The following is a 20,968-nucleotide window of genomic DNA, read 5'->3' as shown; positions in this document are numbered from 1 at the left end:
AAAAGATGCAAGGACAAGAACTACTACAAAGCTTATTACAAGCTACCACCGAAACTTTTTACATGGTTGGGATATCTGCCCTAGTTGCAATCTTTTTAGGCTTGCCCTTGGGCTTATTGTTGGTAATGACTGGCCCTGGTAACTTATTAGACTTTCCCAAATTGCATAAAGTTTTAGGTGCGATCGTGAATACGGGACGGTCATTTCCGTTTATTATTCTGCTTGTCGTTTTAACACCACTCACCCGCTTAATTGTTGGTACTTCCATCGGTAGCACCGCCGCCTTAGTCCCCCTTACCCTCGCCGCCATCCCATTTTTTGGACGCATTGCAGAAACCAGCATTTTAGAAGTTGATAAGGGACTCATCGAAGCCGCCCAAGCAATGGGATGCAATTATTGGCAAATCGTTCTCAAAGTCTTGATTCCTGAAGCCTTTCCATCACTGATATTAGGGATGACAATTTTAATCGTGAGTTTACTTAACTCCTCCGCTATGGCTGGGGCTGTAGGTGGTGGTGGATTAGGGAATTTAGCCATTCAATACGGCTACCAACGCTTTGATGTAGGGGTAATGTTTTCTACCATTGTGGTTTTAATTGCATTGGTGCAAATTATTCAATTCTTAGGTGATTTAATTGCTCAACGTATGCGAAAACGCTAAACAAAAACCGGCATTGCTGATTATGGGGATGAATTTTTTTCGCGCAAAGGCGCAAAGACGCAAAGAGTAAGAGTTTTAAAAGTGGAATTTTATGATTTCATTCCGTATTTATGCAATGCTCAAAAACTGTAAAACCATTTCTTTGCAAAACTGTACCAAACCCTCTCTTCTTCTTTTCTTCTCTTCGTGTACTTTGCGCTCTTTGCGGTTCGTTTCTTATTAATCGCAACTTCACACAGAATTGGTATAAGAAATTTCCATCATCCTTCTTAATTAAAATTTTTATGAATACACGCAGATTTTTCTTAACAGCTTTAGGTTCTCTAACTGCTTCTTTAATATTTGCCAGTTGTAGCCAACCAGCAACCCAAGAATCTAATAATATTACGCAGACAATTAGCCAAAAAGAGCAAAAAGAAATAATTAAAGTCGGCGTAACTGGTGTAGTTTCTCAGGATATCTTGAAATTTGTCAATAATAATCTAGCAGCAGCAGAAGGCTTAGAAATTCAAGTTGTTACCTTTAATGACTGGATACAACCCAACACAGCTTTGAGAGATAAGGTAATTGATGCCAATTTCTTTCAGCACAGACCATTTATGAATAATGCTGTGAAGGAATTGAAAATAAATTTAGTAGCATTAAATACAGTTTATTTAAACACACTTGGTCTTTTCTCAAAAAATCTCAAATCCGTCGGCGAAATTCCGCAAAATGCAACTGTCACAATTGCGAATGATGTCATCAATAACGACCGAGGATTGCGATTATTAGCAGCAAATGGTCTAATTAAGTTAAAAGAAAATGCTCCACAATTTGTTACCCGAAGAGATATTGCTGCTAATCCCAAAAACTTGCGAATCAAAGAAGTTGAAGGTGTACAAGTAGTCCGCGCCATTAATGACGTAGATTTTATTGTATCTTCGGCTCAAACTGTTGCGCTGGCAGGGATAGAACCTAATTCTATGGGTCAAGAAACAGCCAAAGATAAAAAATATGCGCTGGCGTTCGTGACGTTGCAGGGTCGAGAAAATGAAGCCAAAATTCAAAAGTTAAATAAGCTACTCGTTGACCCTAAAGTCAAAGATTTTATCAATCAGGAATATAAGGGTAGGCTTGTACCAGTTTTTTAGCAAAAATGTCTCATGCCAAGGTTTTATTCTCTGGTTCAGAGATAAAGAAATATTGATTTGGTTTGGGCAGTCTATCGAAAGATGGTATGCTGATTTTTATTAAATACGGTAAATCGGTCGATTTAATGTATTTAAGTTGCTATCATCATCAATATGGCTGCTTAAACTCCTAAAAATTGACATCAAGGAGTAAATTGTGGTGAATAATGACCAAGACCACCGCTTTGCGGATACAAAAAAATATTCTACTGGTAAGATATTAGCGATCGCAGTTTCTTTGATAGGATTGATCGCTTCTAGTTGCAGCCAACAAACAGCTACAAATGTCTCAGCTAAGTCCGATACAACCTCAAATTCAAATACTGTTGCTACCAAAACAACAGAGAAAAACAATGTCATTCGCTTGGGCTACCAAAAAGGCGGCATTATTCCCCTAGCCCGTCAAAGAGGTGAGTTAGAGCGTCAGTTAACAGCACAAAATATTAAAGTTGAATGGAGTGGCCCATTTGACCGTTGTGCTACGCTGTTAAGTTCTCTCAATGGTAATCGAGCCGATATTGGCGGGTGTGGTGATATTCCGACCATCTCTGGAATTGCGGCGGGACAGCCTCTTTGTATTGGTTCTGTGCAGCGTCCGAGTCCTGATTCTTTGGGCAGTGCTATTTTAGTTCGTGGTGATTCTCCTATTCGCAAACCTGCTGATTTAATCGGTAAAAAAGTAGCAGTGAATCAAGGTGGCGCAGGCGAATATCTCTTATTAAAAGTTTTGGAAAAAGAAAAGATTCCCAAAGAAAAAGTCCAGCGAGTTTATCTATCACCAAATGACGCTGCGCCTGCTTTATATCAAGGCTCTGTTGATGGTTGGGCAGTTTGGGAACCTTATATTTCGATTGCGGAATTAGAACATAAAGCCAGAAGAATTACCACGACACACCCTGCACCGACCTACGGCATTATGGTTGTGCGCGGTGATGCAGCCAAAGAAAATCCTGTAGCAGTTAAAGCTGCTCTGACTGCTTTAAGTGAAGATGGTGATTGGCTAAATAAAAATACTAATGCTGCATCAGATTTTTTAGTTAAAGAATTAAAACTTTCGGATGCAGTAGCCAAACAAGTTACTAAAAATCGCGGCCCTGAATCTTACGTCTTTCCCAACAGTGAAGATGTCGCCAATCTCCAAAAAACGGCTGATTGGTTATTAGAACAAAAAATTATTCCCCAAAAAGTAGATATTGCTGCATCTGTGTGTCCCTTGGGAACTACTGCTTCTAGGTGAGGTAGGGGGAAAAGAGAGACAAGGGAAGGGAGAAGAATTTTTGACTCATGATTAATAACTTGGAGTAAAGATATTTATGCCTGTTGAATTTATTGGCATGATTGGTACGCGAAATGCGTCAGAGTTACATAGTCCTACCGTATCAATTACGGGGGGAAGTATAGATTTAAACTATGTGCGTAACTTTGCCAAAGTTCATGAAGATGGTGGCTTTGACAGGGTGCTAGTTGGTTATAGTTCCACAGGGCCAGATGGTTTTAACGTTGTTAGTTATGTGGCTGCTGCAACAGAACGACTCAAGTTTTTACTGGCTCATAGACCGGGTTTTGTGTCTCCTTCTTTAGCCGCACGTAAATTAGCTACATTAGATCACTTTTCTCATGGTCGTGTTGCCGTACATATCATTACTGGTGGTAGTGATGCTGAACAACAGCGTGATGGTGACTGGCTTGACCATGATACTCGCTATCGTCGAACTGATGAATATCTTGATGTTGTGCGACGAGTATGGACAAGCCAAGAACCCTTCGATTATGAAGGCGAGTTTTACCAATTCAAAGGCGCATTTTCGGACGTTAAACCCTTACAGCAACCACATATTCCTATATATTTTGGTGGTGCTTCTGGTGCAGCTGTGGGTGTAGGTGCAAAGCACAGTAATGTTTATGCGTTTTGGGGAGAACCCATAGGCGCGATTAAACAACGCATTGCTGAAGTCAAAGCCGCAGCACCGCCAGGAAAAGATTTACGTTTCAGTATTTCCTTGCGTCCAATTTTGGGCGAAACCGAAGCAAAAGCCTGGGAAAAAGCCCATTATATTCTCTCGCGGATTAATGAAATTCGTGGTCAGGCTCCGGCAGTACCTGAAGCTGTGGGTTCCTTGCGGTTGCTGGATTTTGCCAAAGAAAGGGAAATTCACGATAAGCGTTTATGGACACCAATTGCAGCTGCGACTGGTGCGCGGGGTAATACTACAGCCTTGGTTGGAACTCCAGAACAAGTAGCAGAATCATTATTTGATTACTACAAAGCTGGGGTAACAACACTCTTGATTCGTGGTTTTGACCCTGTGGAAGATGCTCTAGCCTATGGTCGAGATGTAATTCCTTTGGTGCGTCAAGAAGTCCAACGACTAGAAAGACAAACAGCAACCGTAGCTTAAATCAGCTAAATCTATGCCTCAGACAACTGTTCTTGAACCTCTACAAGCAGACCAATGGTTTGTTGATAGTCCTGATTTGCGTGAGTTTGTAGCAACAGCTAAAGACATTATCTCTAGCACGACTCATAACCGCGCCGAAACTCTCAATACTCTAGAACCGTACTTTGCAGCACTACTAAAAAAAGAGAACTGGCTACCAACAAATTTTGCCCAGCCAAATCCTGACAGTGGTTTAGGCGGGGGAATCGGACAATGGTTATTGTATCGTTCTCAGGATCGCTCCTTAACTATTTTTAGTTTGGTGATTCCTCCCGATGAAATTACACCTGTCCACGATCACTTATCTTGGGGACTAGTTGGACTGTATCAAGGTAAACAAGAAGAAACAGTATATCGTCGCGTAGATAACGGTGAATTAGAAGGATACGCCTATTTAGAAACGGTAGGAACTTATCAAGTGAAAACTGGGGATATTTATCATTTATTACCTCCAGATAACGATATTCACTCTGTCAAAGCTACTAACGTCTTCGCGCCATCAATCTCAATTCATGTTATGGGGAATGATACTGGTAGCATTTGGCGACATCATTATCATCCCCAACAAAATAGTGTGCGGTCTTTTCGCTCTGGATATTCCAATGTACTTTTCAAATAAAACAAGGAAAACCCACACATAGCTGTTCAGCACTGGAAAAAATTATGCCAAATTTCACTAGACCCGAACCACCAGTATTTGAACGGGTGGAAGAAGAACGCCTTTATCGCAAACAACGCCTAGCAGCAGCTTTTCGCCTGTTTGGTCGTTTTGGCTTTAGCGAAGGGATAGCAGGCCACATTACCGCCCGTGACCCTGAATTTACCGACCATTTTTGGGTGAATCCCTTGGGTAAATACTTTGGTCATATCCGTGTTTCTGACTTGTTGTTAGTTGATAAAGAAGGGGAAGTGGTCAAAGGTGATGCGCCTGTAAATCGCGCCGCCTTTGCGATTCATTCCCAGGTGCATGAAGCGCGACCGGATATAGTTGCAGCTGCTCATGCTCATTCGCTACACGGCAAAGCTTGGTCAAGTTTGGGTCGTTTGCTTGACCCTTTAACTCAAGATGCTTGTGCTTTTTATCAAGACCATACGCTATTTGACGACTACAAAGGCGTAGTTTTAGATACTTCCGAAGGTAAAAGAATTGCTGAATCTTTGGGAGATAAAAAGGCTGTCATCCTGCGGAATCATGGCTTTTTAACTGTGGGTCAGACAGTAGACGAGGCAGCTTTTTGGTACATCTCTTTTGAGCGATCGGCTCAAGCCCAATTGTTGGCAGAAGCAGCTGGCAAACCCCTGCCGATTGATCATGAAACTGCAAGTTTTACTCATGGTCAAGTGGGAACTCATACGGGCGGTTGGTTTAGTTTTCAGCCTCTCTATGACCGGATTGTGCGGGAAGAACCAGACTTGTTGGAATAGTCGGTGATGATTGCAGAGAAAAGGAGTGTAGGGAACAGGTAATAGGTGCGGGTGACAGGGTTAAAAGCTTTGTACTGTCTAAGTTTTATTATTTATCGATGCCCTAACCAACTTGCTTACTGCCATAACTAGAAAAAATTGCCTCCTACCTGGTTGGTGAGCGAAGTCGAACCACTGCCTTCTTTAATTGTCTTTTTATACCTAAAAATTAACGTGTCTACTAATTGGTTGCGGCAGAATTTTATTTTATCTCTGGGTTGTTTCCTGGCTTTAGCAACAACGGCTTGCTCAGAGGTTAAGTCTACCAGTCCAACAACGATCGCAGCAAATCCCACCCCCTCTGAAGTGGCAGCATCGGATACAACTCAATTACGTGTGGCTAAGTACAAAGGTGGTTGGGATTTGAGTTTAAAGTTAGCTGGACAAGATAATTTCCCCTACAAAACGCAGTTTACTGAATTTACTGGTGGCAATTTGATGGTACAAGCCATCAACGCTGGTGCAATTGACTTGGCTTCGGCTAGTGAAATTCCGCCGATTTTTGCGATTGAATCGAAAGCATCGGTCAAAATTATCGCTACTCTCAAAGGGCCGACTACTGGTCAAGTTGTGCTTGTACCCAAGAACTCAACGGCCAAAACTATCGCTGATCTCAAAGGTAAAAAAGTCGGTTACGTTAAAGCCACAACTGCCCACTACTTCTTAATTAAAATGTTGGAAAAAGTCGGGCTGACGATGAAGGATATCAATGCGATTCCGTTGTCGATACCCGATGGACTTTCGGCTTTTCGTAAAGGCGAACTAGATGCTTGGGCGACTTACGGTTACTCTATTCCCCAAGCCCAAAAAGAAGGGGCGCGGGTGTTGGAATCGGCACAAGATATTTTAAGCGGTAATTTTGTGATTATTGCTTCACCAAATGCGATCGCAGATCCACAAAAAAAAGGTGCGATCGCAGATTTCTTATGTCGCTTACAAAAATCCCAAAACTGGCGGGAATCTAACCTCAAGCAATGGTCAAAGACATATTCAACCGCCATTAATGTTGACGAAGGCATAGTTTATCAAGATGCCCAACAAGGCCAAAAACAACGTCGTCAAGAAATCCTACCTATTTCTGACGAAGCCATAGCTTCTCAACAAAAAGTTGCAGATACCTTTTTTAAAGCAGGTGTAATTCCTGCCAAGGTTGAAGTCAAACAACTGTGGGATAACAGTTTTAACGAAGATATTAATAAATGCAAATCAAACTAAGGGTGTAGGGGTGTAGGCGTATAGGGGTATAGGGGAAAAATTGCACCCTTGAACCCTAACACCCCTACACCCTAACCCCCTTACACCCCCAATTCAGGATTAGCTAAATGTCCAAACCACCTGTTTTAGAAGCAGCTACCACAACAGCAAAATTCTTACCCAATCTGTTTGAACTTGTCGATTCTCTGGCTGCTGATTTTGCCACTCGTGCCGCTATCCATGACAGTGATAGTTCTTTTCCCTTTGAAAATTTTGATGCCCTGCACAAAGCCAGATTATTAAGTCTGACTGTACCAGTAGAGTTTGGTGGGTTAGCGGTAGGATACACTACAGCCTGTCGGGTGATTGAAAAGATAGCTAGTGGAGATGCTTCTACTGCTTTGGTGCTAACAATGCACTACTTACAACACGCTAACGCCGCCCGACACCGACGTTGGCATCCGGTTGTTTATGAAAGATTGTGTCGAGAGTCTGTGCAAGGTATTGCGTTACTCAATGCTGCCCGTGTGGAACCGGAATTAGGCACACCAGCCAGAGGCGGATTACCAGCTACCATTGCTAAACGGACAGCTGATGGTTGGTTAATTACTGGTCACAAACAATACACTACAGGCAGTCCGATTTTGCGTTACTTCGTAGTGTGGGCGCGAACAGAAGATGAGGAACCCCAAATAGGGAGTTTTTTGGTTCCGCGACATCTTCCAGGGATCAAGATTGTGGAAACTTGGGATCACTTGGGGATGAGGGCAACGGGCAGTCACGATTTGATTTTAGAAGATGTTGGCATTCCTTCAGAATATGCCTTGGATGTGCGTCCTTTAAAAGCTTGGTCACAACCCGACCCCTTAATGCTGGCTGCTGGCAGTTTATTGTTGAGTGCTTTGTATCAAGGTGTAGCAACAGCCGCCAGAGATTGGTTAGTGGAATATTTGAATGAGCGATCGCCTACTAATTTAGGCGCAAGTCTCGCAACTTTACCCCGCTTTCAAGTAGCTGTTGGTGGAATTGAAGCCTTACTTTATGCTAACCAGCGATTAATTTATGGTCTAGCAACAGATATTGATAAAGGTGAACCAGATCCGAAGGTAAATTTACAAGCACAAACAGTTAAATATTTAGTCACCAATAATGCAATTAAAGCCGTAGAAACTGGTTTACAACTAATCGGAAATCCGGGTTTATCGAAAAAAAATCCCCTGGAAAGACATTATCGAGATGTGCTGTGTAGTCGGATTCATACGCCACAAAATGATGTAATTTGTTCTTCGTTGGGTAAGTCAGCTTTAAAGGTGGGAGTAGGGAATGGGGAGTTGGGAGTGGTAAAGCAAAAATCAAAATAAATAGGGAGTAGGGAATGGTGAGTTGGGAGTAGTAAAGCAGAAATCAAAATAAATAGGGAGTAGGGAATGGTGAGTTGGGAGTAGTAAAGCAGAAATAGGATATGAATCTTATCTAGCAAAGTACAGATTCTCAAAATTTTATTCATGGTGAAAATATGTTTCACGAAATAGAAAGAGAATTATTAGACGGTGAATTTGGAGCAATTAACGAACATTATCCTTTAGCAGAACGGGAAGGATATAAAAGCCGTGATATTTGGGAATTACCACCACAAATATCTCCTGATGCTCAATGTTTTCCTCCACCAAAACCCAAGAAATTGGGATTTTTTAGTAAGCTAAAAGGCCTTTCTTTTACTTGGTTTCATGAACCATAAGCTGTTTGCAAAACTTAATATTAGATAAACTAATTATTAGGGTCACAAAGATTGTGATCGTCAGTACATATTTTTGGTATCAACAGATGTAAGCTGTATCTGCTGAGTAAATTACTACAAAAATTTGTGGTCAATCACTCACAACACGAAATCCTTGGGACTTATCTCACTCTTGGCGCAGTAATTAGTAAATTAGGACTTACGCAAGAACTCTCTTAAACTCTCATTCCTCCATGACCTCCCGAAGTTTGCTCGTAAGTCCTATAAATGTCTGCAACTAACTTTGGTTGTAATAAAACATTATCTTGGCATCAGACAAACGATTATTTTTCTTCCAGTACGAATCTCGCTTAAACCTCGTTTCATCCTGAAAGACCGATATGACAACAACGACTGACGCTGATTTTGCCGCACGCGAAGCGTTGCGCCTCATCGGCCCCGATCCCGAAAACTGGATACCTGATCATCCAGAGATTGACCACAATGTCACCATAGTAGGTGGTAGTGGCAGTGGTAGCACTTTTGCATTTGCGCTGCGACGTGCAGGTATTGGCCGCGTGACAATTATCGATGCAGCTGAAAACGAAGCTAATGCAGGCGTATGGCTGACACGAGCGCGGATGAAAAAGCTACGCACACCGAAAAATCTCCCAGGGCCAGAACTGGGAATCCCCGAACTGTCGTTTCAGGCTTGGTACGAGGCGCGACACGGATCTGAAGCATACGCCGCTATTGACCGCATTCCCAGAGTATTATGGGCAGAGTATCTTAGTTGGTATCGGCATTTCTTAGACATTCCAGTTCGGTATCAGACAAAGTTGGTGCGAGTTGAACCCGCCGCAGGTTTCTTTCGCCTACATCTGGAAGTGAATGGTGTCACACAGGTAGAAACCACACGTAAGATTATCTTTGCTAATGGTGTAGCTGGTACTGGTGGGGCAAACATCCCCTCTGTATTAACATCTCTGCCACGCAATTTATATGCACATACCTCGGAAGAAATTGACTTTGAGGCGTTGCGTGGTAAGAAGGTAGCTGTTTTGGGTGCGGCGGCTTCGGCTTTTGATGCGGCTGGTGTGGCACTAGAATCAGGTGCAAAGGAAGTGCATTTATTTGCACGCCGATCGCAAATTGCATCTTTGCCTGTGATTCGTGTGCGGGGTTATCCTGGAGCTTACAATAACTATTGGCAATTACCTGATGCAGCGCGGTGGTTCCAAGCTTGGCGGTTTAATCAAGTTGGCTCAACACCACCACCGGATGCGATTGAGCGAGTCACAGCCTTTGCTAATTTCCATCTGCATTTATCTGCACCGTGGAAAGAAGCGAATGCTCAAGACGATCGCATTGTGGCGCAAGTGAATGATGATGTGTTTGAGTTCGATTTTGCGATCGCGGGGACTGGCTACTTTGTCGATCCCACCAGACGGCCAGAACTAGCTGATTTTGCTCATCATATTGCCCTGTGGCGCGATCGCTACGAACCGCCAGCCGACCAACGCAACGAGCAACTTAGCACCTATCCTTACCTTGGTTCTGCTCATGAATATCTAGAAAAAGTCCCTGGTACGGCTTCTTATCTCAAAGATATTCATGTGTTTAATCCGGCTGGCTTCGTCAGTTTTGGTCTACCCATCGGCGATGTCCCCAGCATCCGGCGGGATGTGCCAGCAATTGTCTCACGCATTAGCCACGACTTATTCTTTGCTGACTGGTCACTACACGAAGCCCGAATTACCAGTGACAATGTTGCACCAGACTTTGAGCCATCACTGTATGCTAATGCCGTGTGGCAACAGCCAGCTAAGGCGGGAGTCGGCTAAATCTGCGTAGTTTTGATAATTTTCCAATAGGTATAACCTATGAGCTTCAATCATCAAGTTCTAGATAAACCGCTTGCTTATGGTTTGCCATCGGTAGAAGCTAATCTCAGCTATCTTATCCCGATGGCAGAAAAGCCTGTCAACTATACTTATGAACCACCACCAGGAGTTCCCCGTACCAACGGCACTTTCCAGACTTATCAACTACCTATTTATAATGCTCGTGCCATCGCGGAAAAAATCTCTTTAGATCAGCAAGGTTTTGCCTTTAATGCCTACAATACCAGCGTCCGCGACTTTTATGATGAAGACGAAATCCGTCAAATCTATTACCCAGAAGCCGAGCAAATACTCAAAGAACTAACGGGTGCAACTCAAGTGGTGATCTTTGATCACACTTTGCGGAATGCGGCACAATCAAAGCCCGGTGAAAACAATATTAAAGAGCCTGCCAAGCGTGTACACAACGATTTCACCGCCAAATCTGGTTATACCAGGGCTTATAAAGAGTTGGGCGCAAGAGGGATACAAGACATTGGTAGTTTATTACAAAAAAGGTTTGCCATTATCAATGTTTGGCGGGGGATTGCTCAAACAATTCAAGAGTCACCGTTGGCAGTGTGTGATGCTCAAAGCATTGCACAAAACGACCTTGTAGCCGGAGATTTAGTATACCGCGATCGCATTGGTGAAACCTACGCAGTTACCTATAACCAAGCACACCAATGGTTCTACTTTCCGCAAATGCAAAGAGACGAACTACTGTTTATCAAATGTTTCGATTCTGCGGAAGATGGACGCGCTAGATTTGCGGCTCATACAGCTTTTGAAGATCCTACCAGTCCTTCAGATGCACCACCCAGGGAAAGTATAGAGTTGCGGACATTCGTTTTCTATCCCGATTAGTGGTGCAGCAGATTTCATCAGGGTTGTTTTCTACCTTCTGTTATACAAACTTTGGAGAATAAACATGGGTTACAAACATATTGAAGTTAAACCTACTTCTGGATTCACTGGTGCTGAAATTAATGGAGTGGATCTTTCACGTCCTTTGCAAGATGAGGTAGTTGCCGAAATTCGCAAAGCATTATTGAAGTGGAAAGTCGTATTCTTTCGCAATCAAAACATAGATCATGCTGCCCAAATTGCCTTCACGGCTCGTTTTGGTGAAGTGACCTACGCGCACCCCCACGAAGACGAGCCAATAGAAGGCTTTTCCCAAATCCTACCAATTGACCGTAGTCGCTTTGAGCGTCGCAATGGTCTACGCCGTACCAGCTACGAAAGCCGTTGGCACACCGATGTGACTGCGGTTGTGAATCCTCCTGCGGGTTCAATTTTGCGGGCGGTGAATGTTCCTAGCTTTGGTGGTGACACGCAATGGACTAATCTAGTTGCAGCTTATGAGGGTCTATCAGAACCTATACGGAAGTTAGCTGATGGATTAAAAGCCGAACATCGGTTTAATGCACGCTTACGCTTACCTAGTAACAGCAAATATGCCCAGCGTATTGCCGCTAATCCCCAAGTTTCAATTCACCCAGTAGTGCGCGTTCATCCTGAGACTGGTGAAAAAGCCTTGTTTGTGAACCCTGGCTTTACTTCACACATTCTTGATGTCTCACCACAAGAAAGTGAATTATTGCTTGAGTTATTCTTCAACCAAATCACCAAACCTGCTTACACCACTCGCTTCCGGTGGAACAATGGTGATATTGCCTTTTGGGATAACCGCGCCACCTCACATTTAGCACCCCAAGATTTAGATCATGTAGAAGTAGAGCGCGTACTTTATCGCACTACGATTACAGGTGACATTCCCGTCGGGCCTGATGGCTTTAAATCACAAATAGTTGAAGGTGAGCCATTAACTAGTGATTTACCAACAGTCCTAAAGCAAAAATCTGAGAAAGTATTAGCAGAATCAGCACTCAATTAAGCCAGGATTTACGCACAAAGATTATCTGTGGAGATTGGGTGTAAGGGTGTAAAGGTTTGGGGTGTAAGGATTTTGAATAAGTACACCCTATACCCATGAACCCCTACACCCTTGATTTTTCGTTTTGATGCGTAAATCCTATAAACTAAATGCAATTCAGCAGTAAATTATAGAGAGACGTTATATACAACGTCTCTCTATAATTTATGGAGAGCAGTTTCAGCTTAAATTGGTATTATGTCATTGGACAAAAATCAAATTTTGACTAATTCATGGACAGATTCAATTTAATTATTTTTGATTGTGATGGTGTGCTGATTGACAGTGAACGAGTTGCCAATCAAATTTTGTTAGAAATGCTCACAGAAATAGAACTCACGCTAACTTTAGACGAGATATTTAAGATTTTTGTGGGCAAATCAATGTCTCAAGCTATCGAGATAATTACAAATATGCTTGGTAAAGCTCCACCGGATAATTTTAGTCATGAATTTCATCAACGGGTTTTAGAAGCTTTTGACAGCGATTTGCTACCAGTAACAGGAATACATGATGTTTTAAGCAATTTGAATATTCCTTACTGTCTAGCATCAAATAGTAACTATGATTGGATTTATAAAGCTCTAGATGTCACAAAATTATCATCATATTTTGTAGGAAAAATATTTAGTGCTGAAGATGTTCAACGCAGTAAACCTTATCCTGATGTATTCTTACATGCAGCTAAAAAAATGGGCTTCTTACCCCAGGAATGTGCGGTGATTGAAGATACACCCACTGGCGTAAAAGCAGGAGTTAATGCAGGGATGACTGTGTTTGGTTATGCGGAATTGACGAATCCAGAAACATTACGAGAAGTTGGTGCATCTGTTGTATTTAATGATATGAGATTATTACCAAACCTGTTAAGTCAATAAGATATCTAATGAGCATCGTTATGACGCAAAGCAATGACTTCTGGAAGAAATTAGATCAGTTAGTCGCTACTAGTAATATCAAAATTGAGCGTTCAAAAGGAAGCACACATCCCAAATATGCCTCCTTCATTTACCCTTTGGACTATGGATATTTGGCAGATACTCAAGCTGGGGATGCCTCTAATATTGATGTCTGGATCGGAAGTTTATCTCATAAAAGAGTAACATCTGTTATCTGTAGTGTAGATTTGGAAAAGCGTGATACAGAAATCAAGATACTTTTGGGCTGTACATCAAGTGAAAATCAAGTTATTTTGAATATTCACAATATAGGTAATCAATCAGCAATATTATTAGTCAGAACTTAGTCTCTACCAATTTGATGTGAGTCTAAAATTTCCAATAATAATCATCTATAGAAATTGTAATCTATAGGACTCATATTTGATTTGGGAAAAAAATCAGTACACCCGGATCAGGCTTATTTCTTACTTTCTGCGTATCGCGCTTGCGCTGCGCTTCTCTGCGAGACGCTTTGCGAACGCGCACCACACAACTAGATTCAGTAATCAAACCGTATTCCTATAGTTTTATATACGTATGTTTTTTGATAACTGAAGTTTGACTGCTTCATTAGAATCATCTGCACTACTGTAAATAAATATTTTTAATCTTGACTAAATCCGTGTATTTACCGGAGAATAATTCTTGACCGATAAAAATCAGGAGAAAAACCCTTGAGTAACGCAAATTTGGCACTCAAGAAAATTACCACCGAGATTAGTGGCACAGTGTTCTCACTGCCTTACTATGTGGCTCGTGATCAAGGTTACTTTGCTGAATTAGGGCTGGAGATTGAGTTTGTCAAACGCAATTATGGCGATCGCCCAGCTAACATCACCCTAATTGATGATCATCGTCAAGTTAGTTCTTTTGGTGGCCCCTCTTTGTTTGAGCAAGGCCAAAGCAGCCTTTACCGCGCCTGTGAATGGGGACAAGTACGCCGCACATACGACAGTTCTCGTGGTGGACAGGTAATTGCTAAACGGGCGGCGATCGCCAGTCAAGCCATTATTGTCCGTCCAGACTCACCCTACAACATCCCCCAAGACCTCGCTAATGTACCGGTGGGTGTGAATTTTCACCACGGTTCCCACTACATCGCCATCCAAACACTTGAAGGCTTCCTTCCCCAAGAAGAGATTAAAGTAGTTCACATTGAAGGCGGTAGTCAACCCAAACAATTCAACCGCTTTCTCGCTTTGCGTGATGGCCTAGTTGATGCAGTGGCGGTGATGGAACCTTGGATTACAGTCGCTGAAAAACTCGGCTACAAGATTATTGCCGAGGCTCACTATGTAGGTCTAGAAATTGCTAGTCCAGAAGTAGATCAAGCCAGCTTTGAAGCCATTAACAAAGCTATCCGTCGTGCGGTGAAGGATTTACAAGAAGACCCCACCCGCTATGTGAAATATCTGATCGATGACGTATCTGAAGAGATTGTTCATCTAGAACCGTCAGACTTCCGCCGCAACCGTTTGCGCTATGCAGACCCAGCACCATACTGCGAGGCAGATTTTCATCGGACTTACAACTGGATGGTGAAATGGGGACTGATTCAACCTGATGCAACCTTCCAGCAAATTGTTGATAACCGAGTTTTGACTGTTGGTTAATTTTTGAAGAAACTGCCCGATAAACGTGGGCTGATCCAAATTTGGCAACCCCACGTTTTTCTGTTGAATAAGTGGTGCTGATTGAATAAACCTTGAATAAGCCAATGCCTACACGTAGAGACTTTTTAAAATATGCTTCTTTAGGAGTAACAACTGCTCTAGCGACACAAGCCTGTAATAATATCACCCAGCCTGGTGCTAATCAAGGAACTATCAGCGTCAAACTGGGGGCGGTAAGCGGAATTAACTCGATTGATGTGTGGATTCCACAAGATTTAGGTTATTTCAATGCGGCTGGTTTAAATGCGGAAGTCATTACCTTTCAAAGTAGTGCAAAGATGCGCGATGCGCTGATTGCAGGGGAAATTGATTTTACAGCCCAAGCACCTTTACACGTCTATCTTTCGCGCCTCAAGGGTGTGCCGTTAAATGTTGTAGCCAATCGTCGTAATTTGGTAGATACTTCCTTAATTGTGCGCTCTGATTTGCAATCTCAAATTAAAAGCGTTGCTGACCTCAAAGGTAAAAAAGTTTCTGCCGGTGAAATTGGGACTTGGAGTTGGGCCGTATTCGTCAAATATCTGCGTCAAAATGGTTTGAGCGATAAAGATGTGGAGTATGTTCAAAGTACCACTGCTTCTACTTATACATTAATTAAATCTCGGCAAGTAGATGCGGCGATCGCAGGTGCGCCAGACTTGCACAAACTCATCAAAGAAGGAGCAGTTTTTCAACTATTAAATGCTTTAGATCCAGAAGTACATAAAAAATACTTTGGTGCTAATGAGGCGATGACTCGTGCTTGGTTGAGCCATGAACGTGTAACTTCCCAAAAATCTGAGGCGGTGAAAAGATTAGTTGAAGTTGCCAATCGGACTTTTACATATATGCACCAAACCCCACCAGAACAAATTTTGCAAGTGGTGGGTAAACGGTTTGATAGCAAAAATTTAGATGCTATTTTGACAGGGTTAAATACAGAACTTAAACGCTCTGTTCCTAAAGATGCTTCTATTAGTCAAGAGGCTTATCTGGCTGATCAAAAAGTATTCTTTGACACCGGAATTATTAAGAAAATGGTTCCTTATACTGAAGGAGTATTTGATAAATTTGCAGGTCGTCGCGCTTAGTAGTTTGTCACACAAACTTTGCATAGTGGCAGACCAGGGAGGAAATTTTTCCTCCAGCAAAGTTGGCTTGATCAAGTATGAGGAATAAGCAAAAATATGTCAGTCCCGACAATCAGCACCCACAATCTCAGCATTTCTTACTGGAGTAAGAATAAACGGATTGAAGCATTGCAAAATGTGAGTTTGACTATCAATGCTGGTGAATTTGTCAGCTTAATTGGCCCTAGTGGTTGCGGCAAGAGTACATTATTAAATGTGATTGCGGGATTAATTAATAGTGGTACAGAAGTAAATGGTAGTTTTAATATCAGTGGCATCAAAGAAATTGGTTATTTATTTCAAAAGCAAACTTTGTTACCTTGGCGGACAGTTATAGATAATGTGACCGCGCCTTTAGAAATTCGTGGTGTACCCCGGTATGAAAGAAGAAAAATAGCCTTGGCTATGCTCGAAAAATATGGCTTATCAGGTTTTGAAAATAGTTTTCCGAGGGAATTATCAGGAGGAATGCAGCAGCGTGTATTACTGATTCGGACATTAATTTATCAACCTGATGTCGTATTACTTGATGAGCCTTTGAGTAGTTTGGATGCCCAAACACGCGCTCTTTTACAAGATGAATTCTTACGAGTTTGGCGTGATACGGGATGTACATTTGTGTTGGTAACACATGACCTAGATGAAGCGATCGCATTATCACAGCGTGTATTTTTATTGAGTGCGCGTCCTGGTAAAATTGTCAAGGAATTTCAGATTGACTTACCTCCAGAACGCTCGGCGATCGCCATTCGGACTGACCCCAAATTTCAACAAATCCAGCGTGAGATGTGGTCAGAGTTAACCACGCAAGTATTACAACCAGACCGAGGGATTTCCCTGTTAAAAACTTAATTGCATAATATGAAAACCACCCGCGATCGCAGCTTAACCCTGGGACAATCTGCTCTTGCTTTTAGTAACAATAAATCAAAAAATATCAGTTCTCTTCCTAATCAAATTAGTTGGGAAAAACGCATCATACAACTAGCCATCCAAATCACACCATTGGTTGTCATTTTACTGGTGTGGGAAATCGGCACAGGTGCATTTAATATTTCTCCCTTTATTGAACCAGCACTTGTTGGTAAACCTAGTTTGATTGTGCAGCAGATATGGCAACTACTATCTAGCGGGAGTATATTTCAACATATTTTTGTGACGTTTCAAGAGGCAATGACTGGACTAGTTTTAGCCATGACTGGCGGTGTAAGTCTGGGAATAATTTTAGCATATTCACCATCAGGAGCTAAAATCACCCTTCCTTACGTTCAGATATTTAATTCCTTACCAAGAATTGCTTTAGCGCCATTTTTTATTGTTTGGTTTGGCATTGGATTACTCTCAAAAGTATTATTGGCAGCTTTAGCCGCGTTTTTTCCAATATTTTTTACAACATATCAAGGACTCCAAAGTATTGAACGCGAGTTAGTTTCTGCATTTCAAGTGATGGGGGCAAATCGCTGGCAAATGTTGTATATGGTTGTATTACCTTCAGTGCTGAGTTGGGTAATTGCGGGGATTCGTACTAGTTTAGGTATGGCATTGGTTGGTGCTTTAGTGGCTGAGTATATCGGTTCAACCCAGGGATTGGGTTATTTGTTAATGTCAGCCCAGGGAACTTTAAACGTTGATCAAGCCTGGGCAATATTGGTAGTTTTGGCATTTATTAGCGTTTTACTCGATTGGGGTGTGCGCGTTTTAGAAGCTTATGTTTTACGCTGGCGACCCAATCCCCAAGAACTGTAAAAGTATTGATTAATTCCCCAGTCATAGGAGAAGTTAGGTGAGAGAAATTCAGCGTCAAAAAATCTCTGCGAAAGCGCAACAATTTACAGAATCTGTAATTCGAGAAATGACTCGATTAGCTGTCCAATATGGTGCAGTGAATTTAGCGCAGGGATTTCCTGATTTTTCCTGTCCGTTAGAGTTGAAACAAGCAGCTTATCAAGCAATTGAAGCTGATGTTAATCAATATGCAATTACTTGGGGAGACAAAGCATTTCGAGAAGCGATCGCGAGTAAAGTTAGGTGGTATTTAGGTCTAGAAATTAATCCAGAAACACAAATCACTGTCACCTGTGGTTCTACAGAAGCAATGGCAGCTGTGATGTTAGCAACTATTGATCCAGGTGATGAAGTAATTGTCTTTGAACCTTATTACGAAAACTACGGGCCTGATGCAATTCTCGCAGGGGCAACACCCCGATACATCACGCTACATCCCCCTGATTGGAGATTTGATGAAACTCAGTTACGTCAAGCTTTTAACAACAAAACCAAAGCAATTATTATTAATACTCCACACAATCCGACAGGTAAAGTTTTTACTCGTGAAGAACTAACCATAATTGCTGAACTTTGTCAAAAGTGGGATGTTCTAGCTTTCACAGATGAAATTTACGAACACATTCTCTATGACGGCAATCAACATATTGCCCTAGCGACACTTCCGGGAATGGAAGAACGCACAATTACTATCAATGGTCTTTCTAAAACATACAGCGTGACTGGCTGGCGTGTTGGCTATATTGTGACAACACCAGCATTAACAGGAGCTATCAGAAAAGTTCATGACTTTCTCACTGTAGGCGCACCTGCACCATTGCAACGAGCCGGAGTTGCTGCCATGCAACTACCGCCATCCTATTATGAAGAACTTGCTAAACTTTATCATCAAAAAAGAGACAATCTGTTATCAATTTTAGATCAGGCAGGTATTCCTTATTTTGTACCGCAAGGCGCTTACTATATATTTGCTGAAATTGCCAAATTTGGTTACAAAACAGATATTGAATTTACTAATTATTTAATTAAAGAAATTGGGGTGGCTGTTGTTCCTGGTTCTAGCTTTTTCAGTCAACCAGAAAAAGGCAATTCATTCATCCGCTTTTGTTTTAGTAAAAAAACCGATACCTTGCAATCAGCCGGAGAAAGATTAGTGAAATTGACAGCTAAAATTAACCTCTGATTGCTACAATCAAATATTATTCCAATAAATTAATTTTATGAATTAGACAATTAAACCAAATTGCTGATTTTCAATTCTCTGCATATACTGAATCTACAACACTGAGGATACTGTATATCTTTTGACGTACCCTAGCAAATATCTGCTCTGCGGTAGAGGTAAAATATCTCAAAACCGACTAATGATTTTGCTTTCGGCTCAATAATATTTAGTTATTTTTCGCAATCCCATTTTTGAAGGCTTATTTAACTTTTGATCCAGCAAATATACTGAAAATATGAATAACGCTACTTCTATATCTGATCCAGTTGGTGAAACCACCGATGTCGAAGTTTGGCTGGCTAGGGCTGGTCTAAAATTTACAGATTTAGGTAACAATGCTACAAGTGCAGTTATCCGTAGGCAATGGCGAGAATACCAAGCTGCTGTCTACAAATGCTGTATACTTCTGCACTTACCACCAGAGGCTGTCCAACTGAGCGATGCTTATGCTCATTTGAGGATACCTTGCATAACAGGAGACAAAAAGCAGGAGTCAGCAGGTAGAGGGTAAAAGTCTTACTAGTAGTTTGCCAAAATTATTTTGACAGGTTGTGGGTGTTTAGCTACCCGACTTTTTTGAAAAAGTTGGGTAGCTATGACACATTATAAATTTTGCGTCGGAGCAGTTAAATTAATTTTGACAATGACATCGTTGAAATCATTGTCACCACCACCAACCAAATCCTCAAAGCCGAAGGTATTATCACCTAATATCCGCACATGCTGAGTTTTGTCAGAGTTGGCACCTAAAAACGTAAAGAATACCGTTGGGTCATTGCTGGTATTGCTATCTAACAAAGCATCAATACCACCATTAATCACCAAGAATGGTACATAAATGCCACCACCAGTAAAATTAGACTCACTATTACCAGTACCTTGATTACCGACTGATAAACCAATACCTGTCACCCGTTGGTTAATTGCGGCTTGCAGATAACCAGCGTCTCCAACAAGAACATCGGCTGTACCATCACCATTGGTATCAATACCACCGCTTTCATCAACAACTTTATAAAAGCCGACATAGTTGTTGTATGATGCTTCGCGGTAAACGCTAAAAGTGCCAGCAATTAAGCTATCACCGCTATATTCACGCAAATCAATCGCTTCACCTTCTGATTTTCCTTGTAAACCAATGCCGATGGGTAAATCTTCATCGGTTTCTTGGATAGTGATTTGCAAGTCATCAAATACTGAGTTACCACGGGAACCATCTTTCCAACCGATGGAGAAGCCACCTTCACTTGACGAGGTGATTTGTTGGGTGGTGGTGCTGGAGAAGATGATGCTACCTTGGGATTTTAAGTAAAAGCGTAGTTGTGTACCACCTTCAAATTCTAGGATGCGGCTGAGGTTTTCGGGTGCAAAGCCTGTGGGGTTATTGTTTAAAACTGAGAAGATGGTTTTGGCGCGTGCTAGGGCTTTTTCTTGATAACCTGCTGCGCCTGGTAAGATACCTTCGATTTTGCCTTCGTCGTCATCAACGTTGAAGACACCAAGTTCGTTGAGTAAGGCGGTACTGCGTCCTTTGATTTGGATTTTGATTTTGACTTTTGTAAGTTCGCTACCACCGATTTCAAAGATGTCGTCGTTGGGGTTGGTGAAGTTGCCTTGGATGATGGTGTTGTTTAACAGTACTGATATCGTACCCAATACCTTCGCCAAAATAAGAGGATGAAGAGAGAGGGCTGATGTAGTAGAGTTATTGTCTTCCCAAACGACAACTCAAAAGCCACAACAAGCCCATGCCCGATATCTTATCA

At 41.9% G+C, this 20,968-nt stretch carries 21 protein-coding genes; 20 read left to right on the top strand and 1 reads right to left on the bottom strand.

The window, feature by feature from the left end:
- Positions 1-5: 5 nt before the first annotated feature.
- The 20 genes from H6G77_RS31680 to H6G77_RS31585 all read left to right on the top strand — a co-directional run bounded on the left by H6G77_RS31680 (position 6) and on the right by H6G77_RS31585 (position 19,713).
- The gene (locus tag H6G77_RS31680) at positions 6-662 is read left to right on the top strand and encodes a methionine ABC transporter permease (RefSeq protein WP_190873688.1); all 657 of its coding nucleotides are present in this window, start codon (positions 6-8) and stop codon (positions 660-662) included.
- Between the two features lie 284 nt (positions 663-946).
- On the top strand, positions 947-1,795 hold the full coding sequence (locus H6G77_RS31675; RefSeq protein WP_190873687.1) for a MetQ/NlpA family ABC transporter substrate-binding protein: 849 nt from the start codon (positions 947-949) through the stop codon (positions 1,793-1,795).
- Between the two features lie 196 nt (positions 1,796-1,991).
- A complete protein-coding gene (locus tag H6G77_RS31670; protein ID WP_313954537.1) occupies positions 1,992-3,071 on the top strand; it encodes an aliphatic sulfonate ABC transporter substrate-binding protein in 1,080 nt (359 codons plus the stop codon).
- 76 nt (positions 3,072-3,147) lie between these two features.
- Positions 3,148-4,233 carry an LLM class flavin-dependent oxidoreductase gene (locus H6G77_RS31665; protein ID WP_190669481.1) on the top strand — a complete coding sequence of 362 codons (1,086 nt, stop codon included), beginning with the start codon at positions 3,148-3,150 and terminating at the stop codon, positions 4,231-4,233.
- A 13-nt stretch (positions 4,234-4,246) separates the two neighbouring features.
- Positions 4,247-4,891, top strand: coding sequence for a hypothetical protein (locus H6G77_RS31660; protein ID WP_190589579.1), 645 nt, complete (start codon positions 4,247-4,249; stop codon positions 4,889-4,891).
- Between the two features lie 44 nt (positions 4,892-4,935).
- Entirely contained in the window at positions 4,936-5,697 is a 762-nt protein-coding gene (locus tag H6G77_RS31655) for a class II aldolase/adducin family protein (protein WP_190873686.1), read from the top strand.
- A gap of 138 nt (positions 5,698-5,835) precedes the next feature.
- A complete protein-coding gene (locus H6G77_RS31650; RefSeq protein ID WP_242048361.1) occupies positions 5,836-6,951 on the top strand; it encodes an ABC transporter substrate-binding protein in 1,116 nt (371 codons plus the stop codon).
- Between the two features lie 107 nt (positions 6,952-7,058).
- Entirely contained in the window at positions 7,059-8,291 is a 1,233-nt protein-coding gene (locus tag H6G77_RS31645) for an acyl-CoA dehydrogenase family protein (RefSeq protein ID WP_190873685.1), read from the top strand.
- A gap of 155 nt (positions 8,292-8,446) precedes the next feature.
- Entirely contained in the window at positions 8,447-8,668 is a 222-nt protein-coding gene (locus H6G77_RS31640) for a hypothetical protein (RefSeq protein WP_190589576.1), read from the top strand.
- A gap of 380 nt (positions 8,669-9,048) precedes the next feature.
- The gene (locus tag H6G77_RS31635) at positions 9,049-10,491 is read left to right on the top strand and encodes an NAD(P)-binding domain-containing protein (RefSeq protein ID WP_190873684.1); all 1,443 of its coding nucleotides are present in this window, start codon (positions 9,049-9,051) and stop codon (positions 10,489-10,491) included.
- A 39-nt stretch (positions 10,492-10,530) separates the two neighbouring features.
- Positions 10,531-11,397, top strand: a complete 867-nt coding sequence (locus tag H6G77_RS31630) for a CmcJ/NvfI family oxidoreductase (RefSeq protein WP_190873683.1) — start codon at positions 10,531-10,533, stop codon at positions 11,395-11,397.
- Between the two features lie 64 nt (positions 11,398-11,461).
- Entirely contained in the window at positions 11,462-12,430 is a 969-nt protein-coding gene (locus H6G77_RS31625) for a TauD/TfdA family dioxygenase (RefSeq protein ID WP_190669494.1), read from the top strand.
- A gap of 272 nt (positions 12,431-12,702) precedes the next feature.
- Positions 12,703-13,347 carry an HAD family phosphatase gene (locus tag H6G77_RS31620; protein ID WP_190873682.1) on the top strand — a complete coding sequence of 215 codons (645 nt, stop codon included), beginning with the start codon at positions 12,703-12,705 and terminating at the stop codon, positions 13,345-13,347.
- A 20-nt stretch (positions 13,348-13,367) separates the two neighbouring features.
- Positions 13,368-13,715 (top strand): inorganic pyrophosphatase, encoded by a 348-nt coding sequence (locus H6G77_RS31615; protein ID WP_190669499.1) that lies wholly within the window; start codon positions 13,368-13,370, stop codon positions 13,713-13,715.
- Between the two features lie 369 nt (positions 13,716-14,084).
- On the top strand, positions 14,085-15,023 hold the full coding sequence (locus H6G77_RS31610; RefSeq protein WP_190589570.1) for an ABC transporter substrate-binding protein: 939 nt from the start codon (positions 14,085-14,087) through the stop codon (positions 15,021-15,023).
- A 104-nt stretch (positions 15,024-15,127) separates the two neighbouring features.
- Positions 15,128-16,153 carry an ABC transporter substrate-binding protein gene (locus H6G77_RS31605; protein WP_190589569.1) on the top strand — a complete coding sequence of 342 codons (1,026 nt, stop codon included), beginning with the start codon at positions 15,128-15,130 and terminating at the stop codon, positions 16,151-16,153.
- 96 nt (positions 16,154-16,249) lie between these two features.
- On the top strand, positions 16,250-17,044 hold the full coding sequence (locus H6G77_RS31600; protein ID WP_190669501.1) for an ABC transporter ATP-binding protein: 795 nt from the start codon (positions 16,250-16,252) through the stop codon (positions 17,042-17,044).
- A gap of 9 nt (positions 17,045-17,053) precedes the next feature.
- On the top strand, positions 17,054-17,938 hold the full coding sequence (locus tag H6G77_RS31595; protein WP_190589567.1) for an ABC transporter permease: 885 nt from the start codon (positions 17,054-17,056) through the stop codon (positions 17,936-17,938).
- Between the two features lie 37 nt (positions 17,939-17,975).
- Complete coding sequence (locus tag H6G77_RS31590; protein ID WP_313954536.1) at positions 17,976-19,160, top strand: aminotransferase class I/II-fold pyridoxal phosphate-dependent enzyme; 1,185 nt, start codon at positions 17,976-17,978, stop codon at positions 19,158-19,160.
- Positions 19,161-19,437: 277 nt separating this feature from the next.
- Positions 19,438-19,713 (top strand): hypothetical protein, encoded by a 276-nt coding sequence (locus H6G77_RS31585; protein ID WP_190669506.1) that lies wholly within the window; start codon positions 19,438-19,440, stop codon positions 19,711-19,713.
- Positions 19,714-19,805: 92 nt separating this feature from the next.
- Here H6G77_RS31585 and H6G77_RS31580 read toward each other — a convergent pair whose 3' ends face one another.
- A complete protein-coding gene (locus H6G77_RS31580; protein ID WP_206758065.1) occupies positions 19,806-20,870 on the bottom strand; it encodes a DUF4114 domain-containing protein in 1,065 nt (354 codons plus the stop codon).
- Positions 20,871-20,968 lie beyond the last annotated feature (98 nt).

The sequence above is a fragment of the Aulosira sp. FACHB-615 genome (genome assembly GCF_014698045.1).
In the GTDB taxonomy this organism is placed as follows: domain Bacteria; phylum Cyanobacteriota; class Cyanobacteriia; order Cyanobacteriales; family Nostocaceae; genus Nostoc_B.
This window is presented reverse-complemented; position numbering and strand designations above follow the sequence as displayed.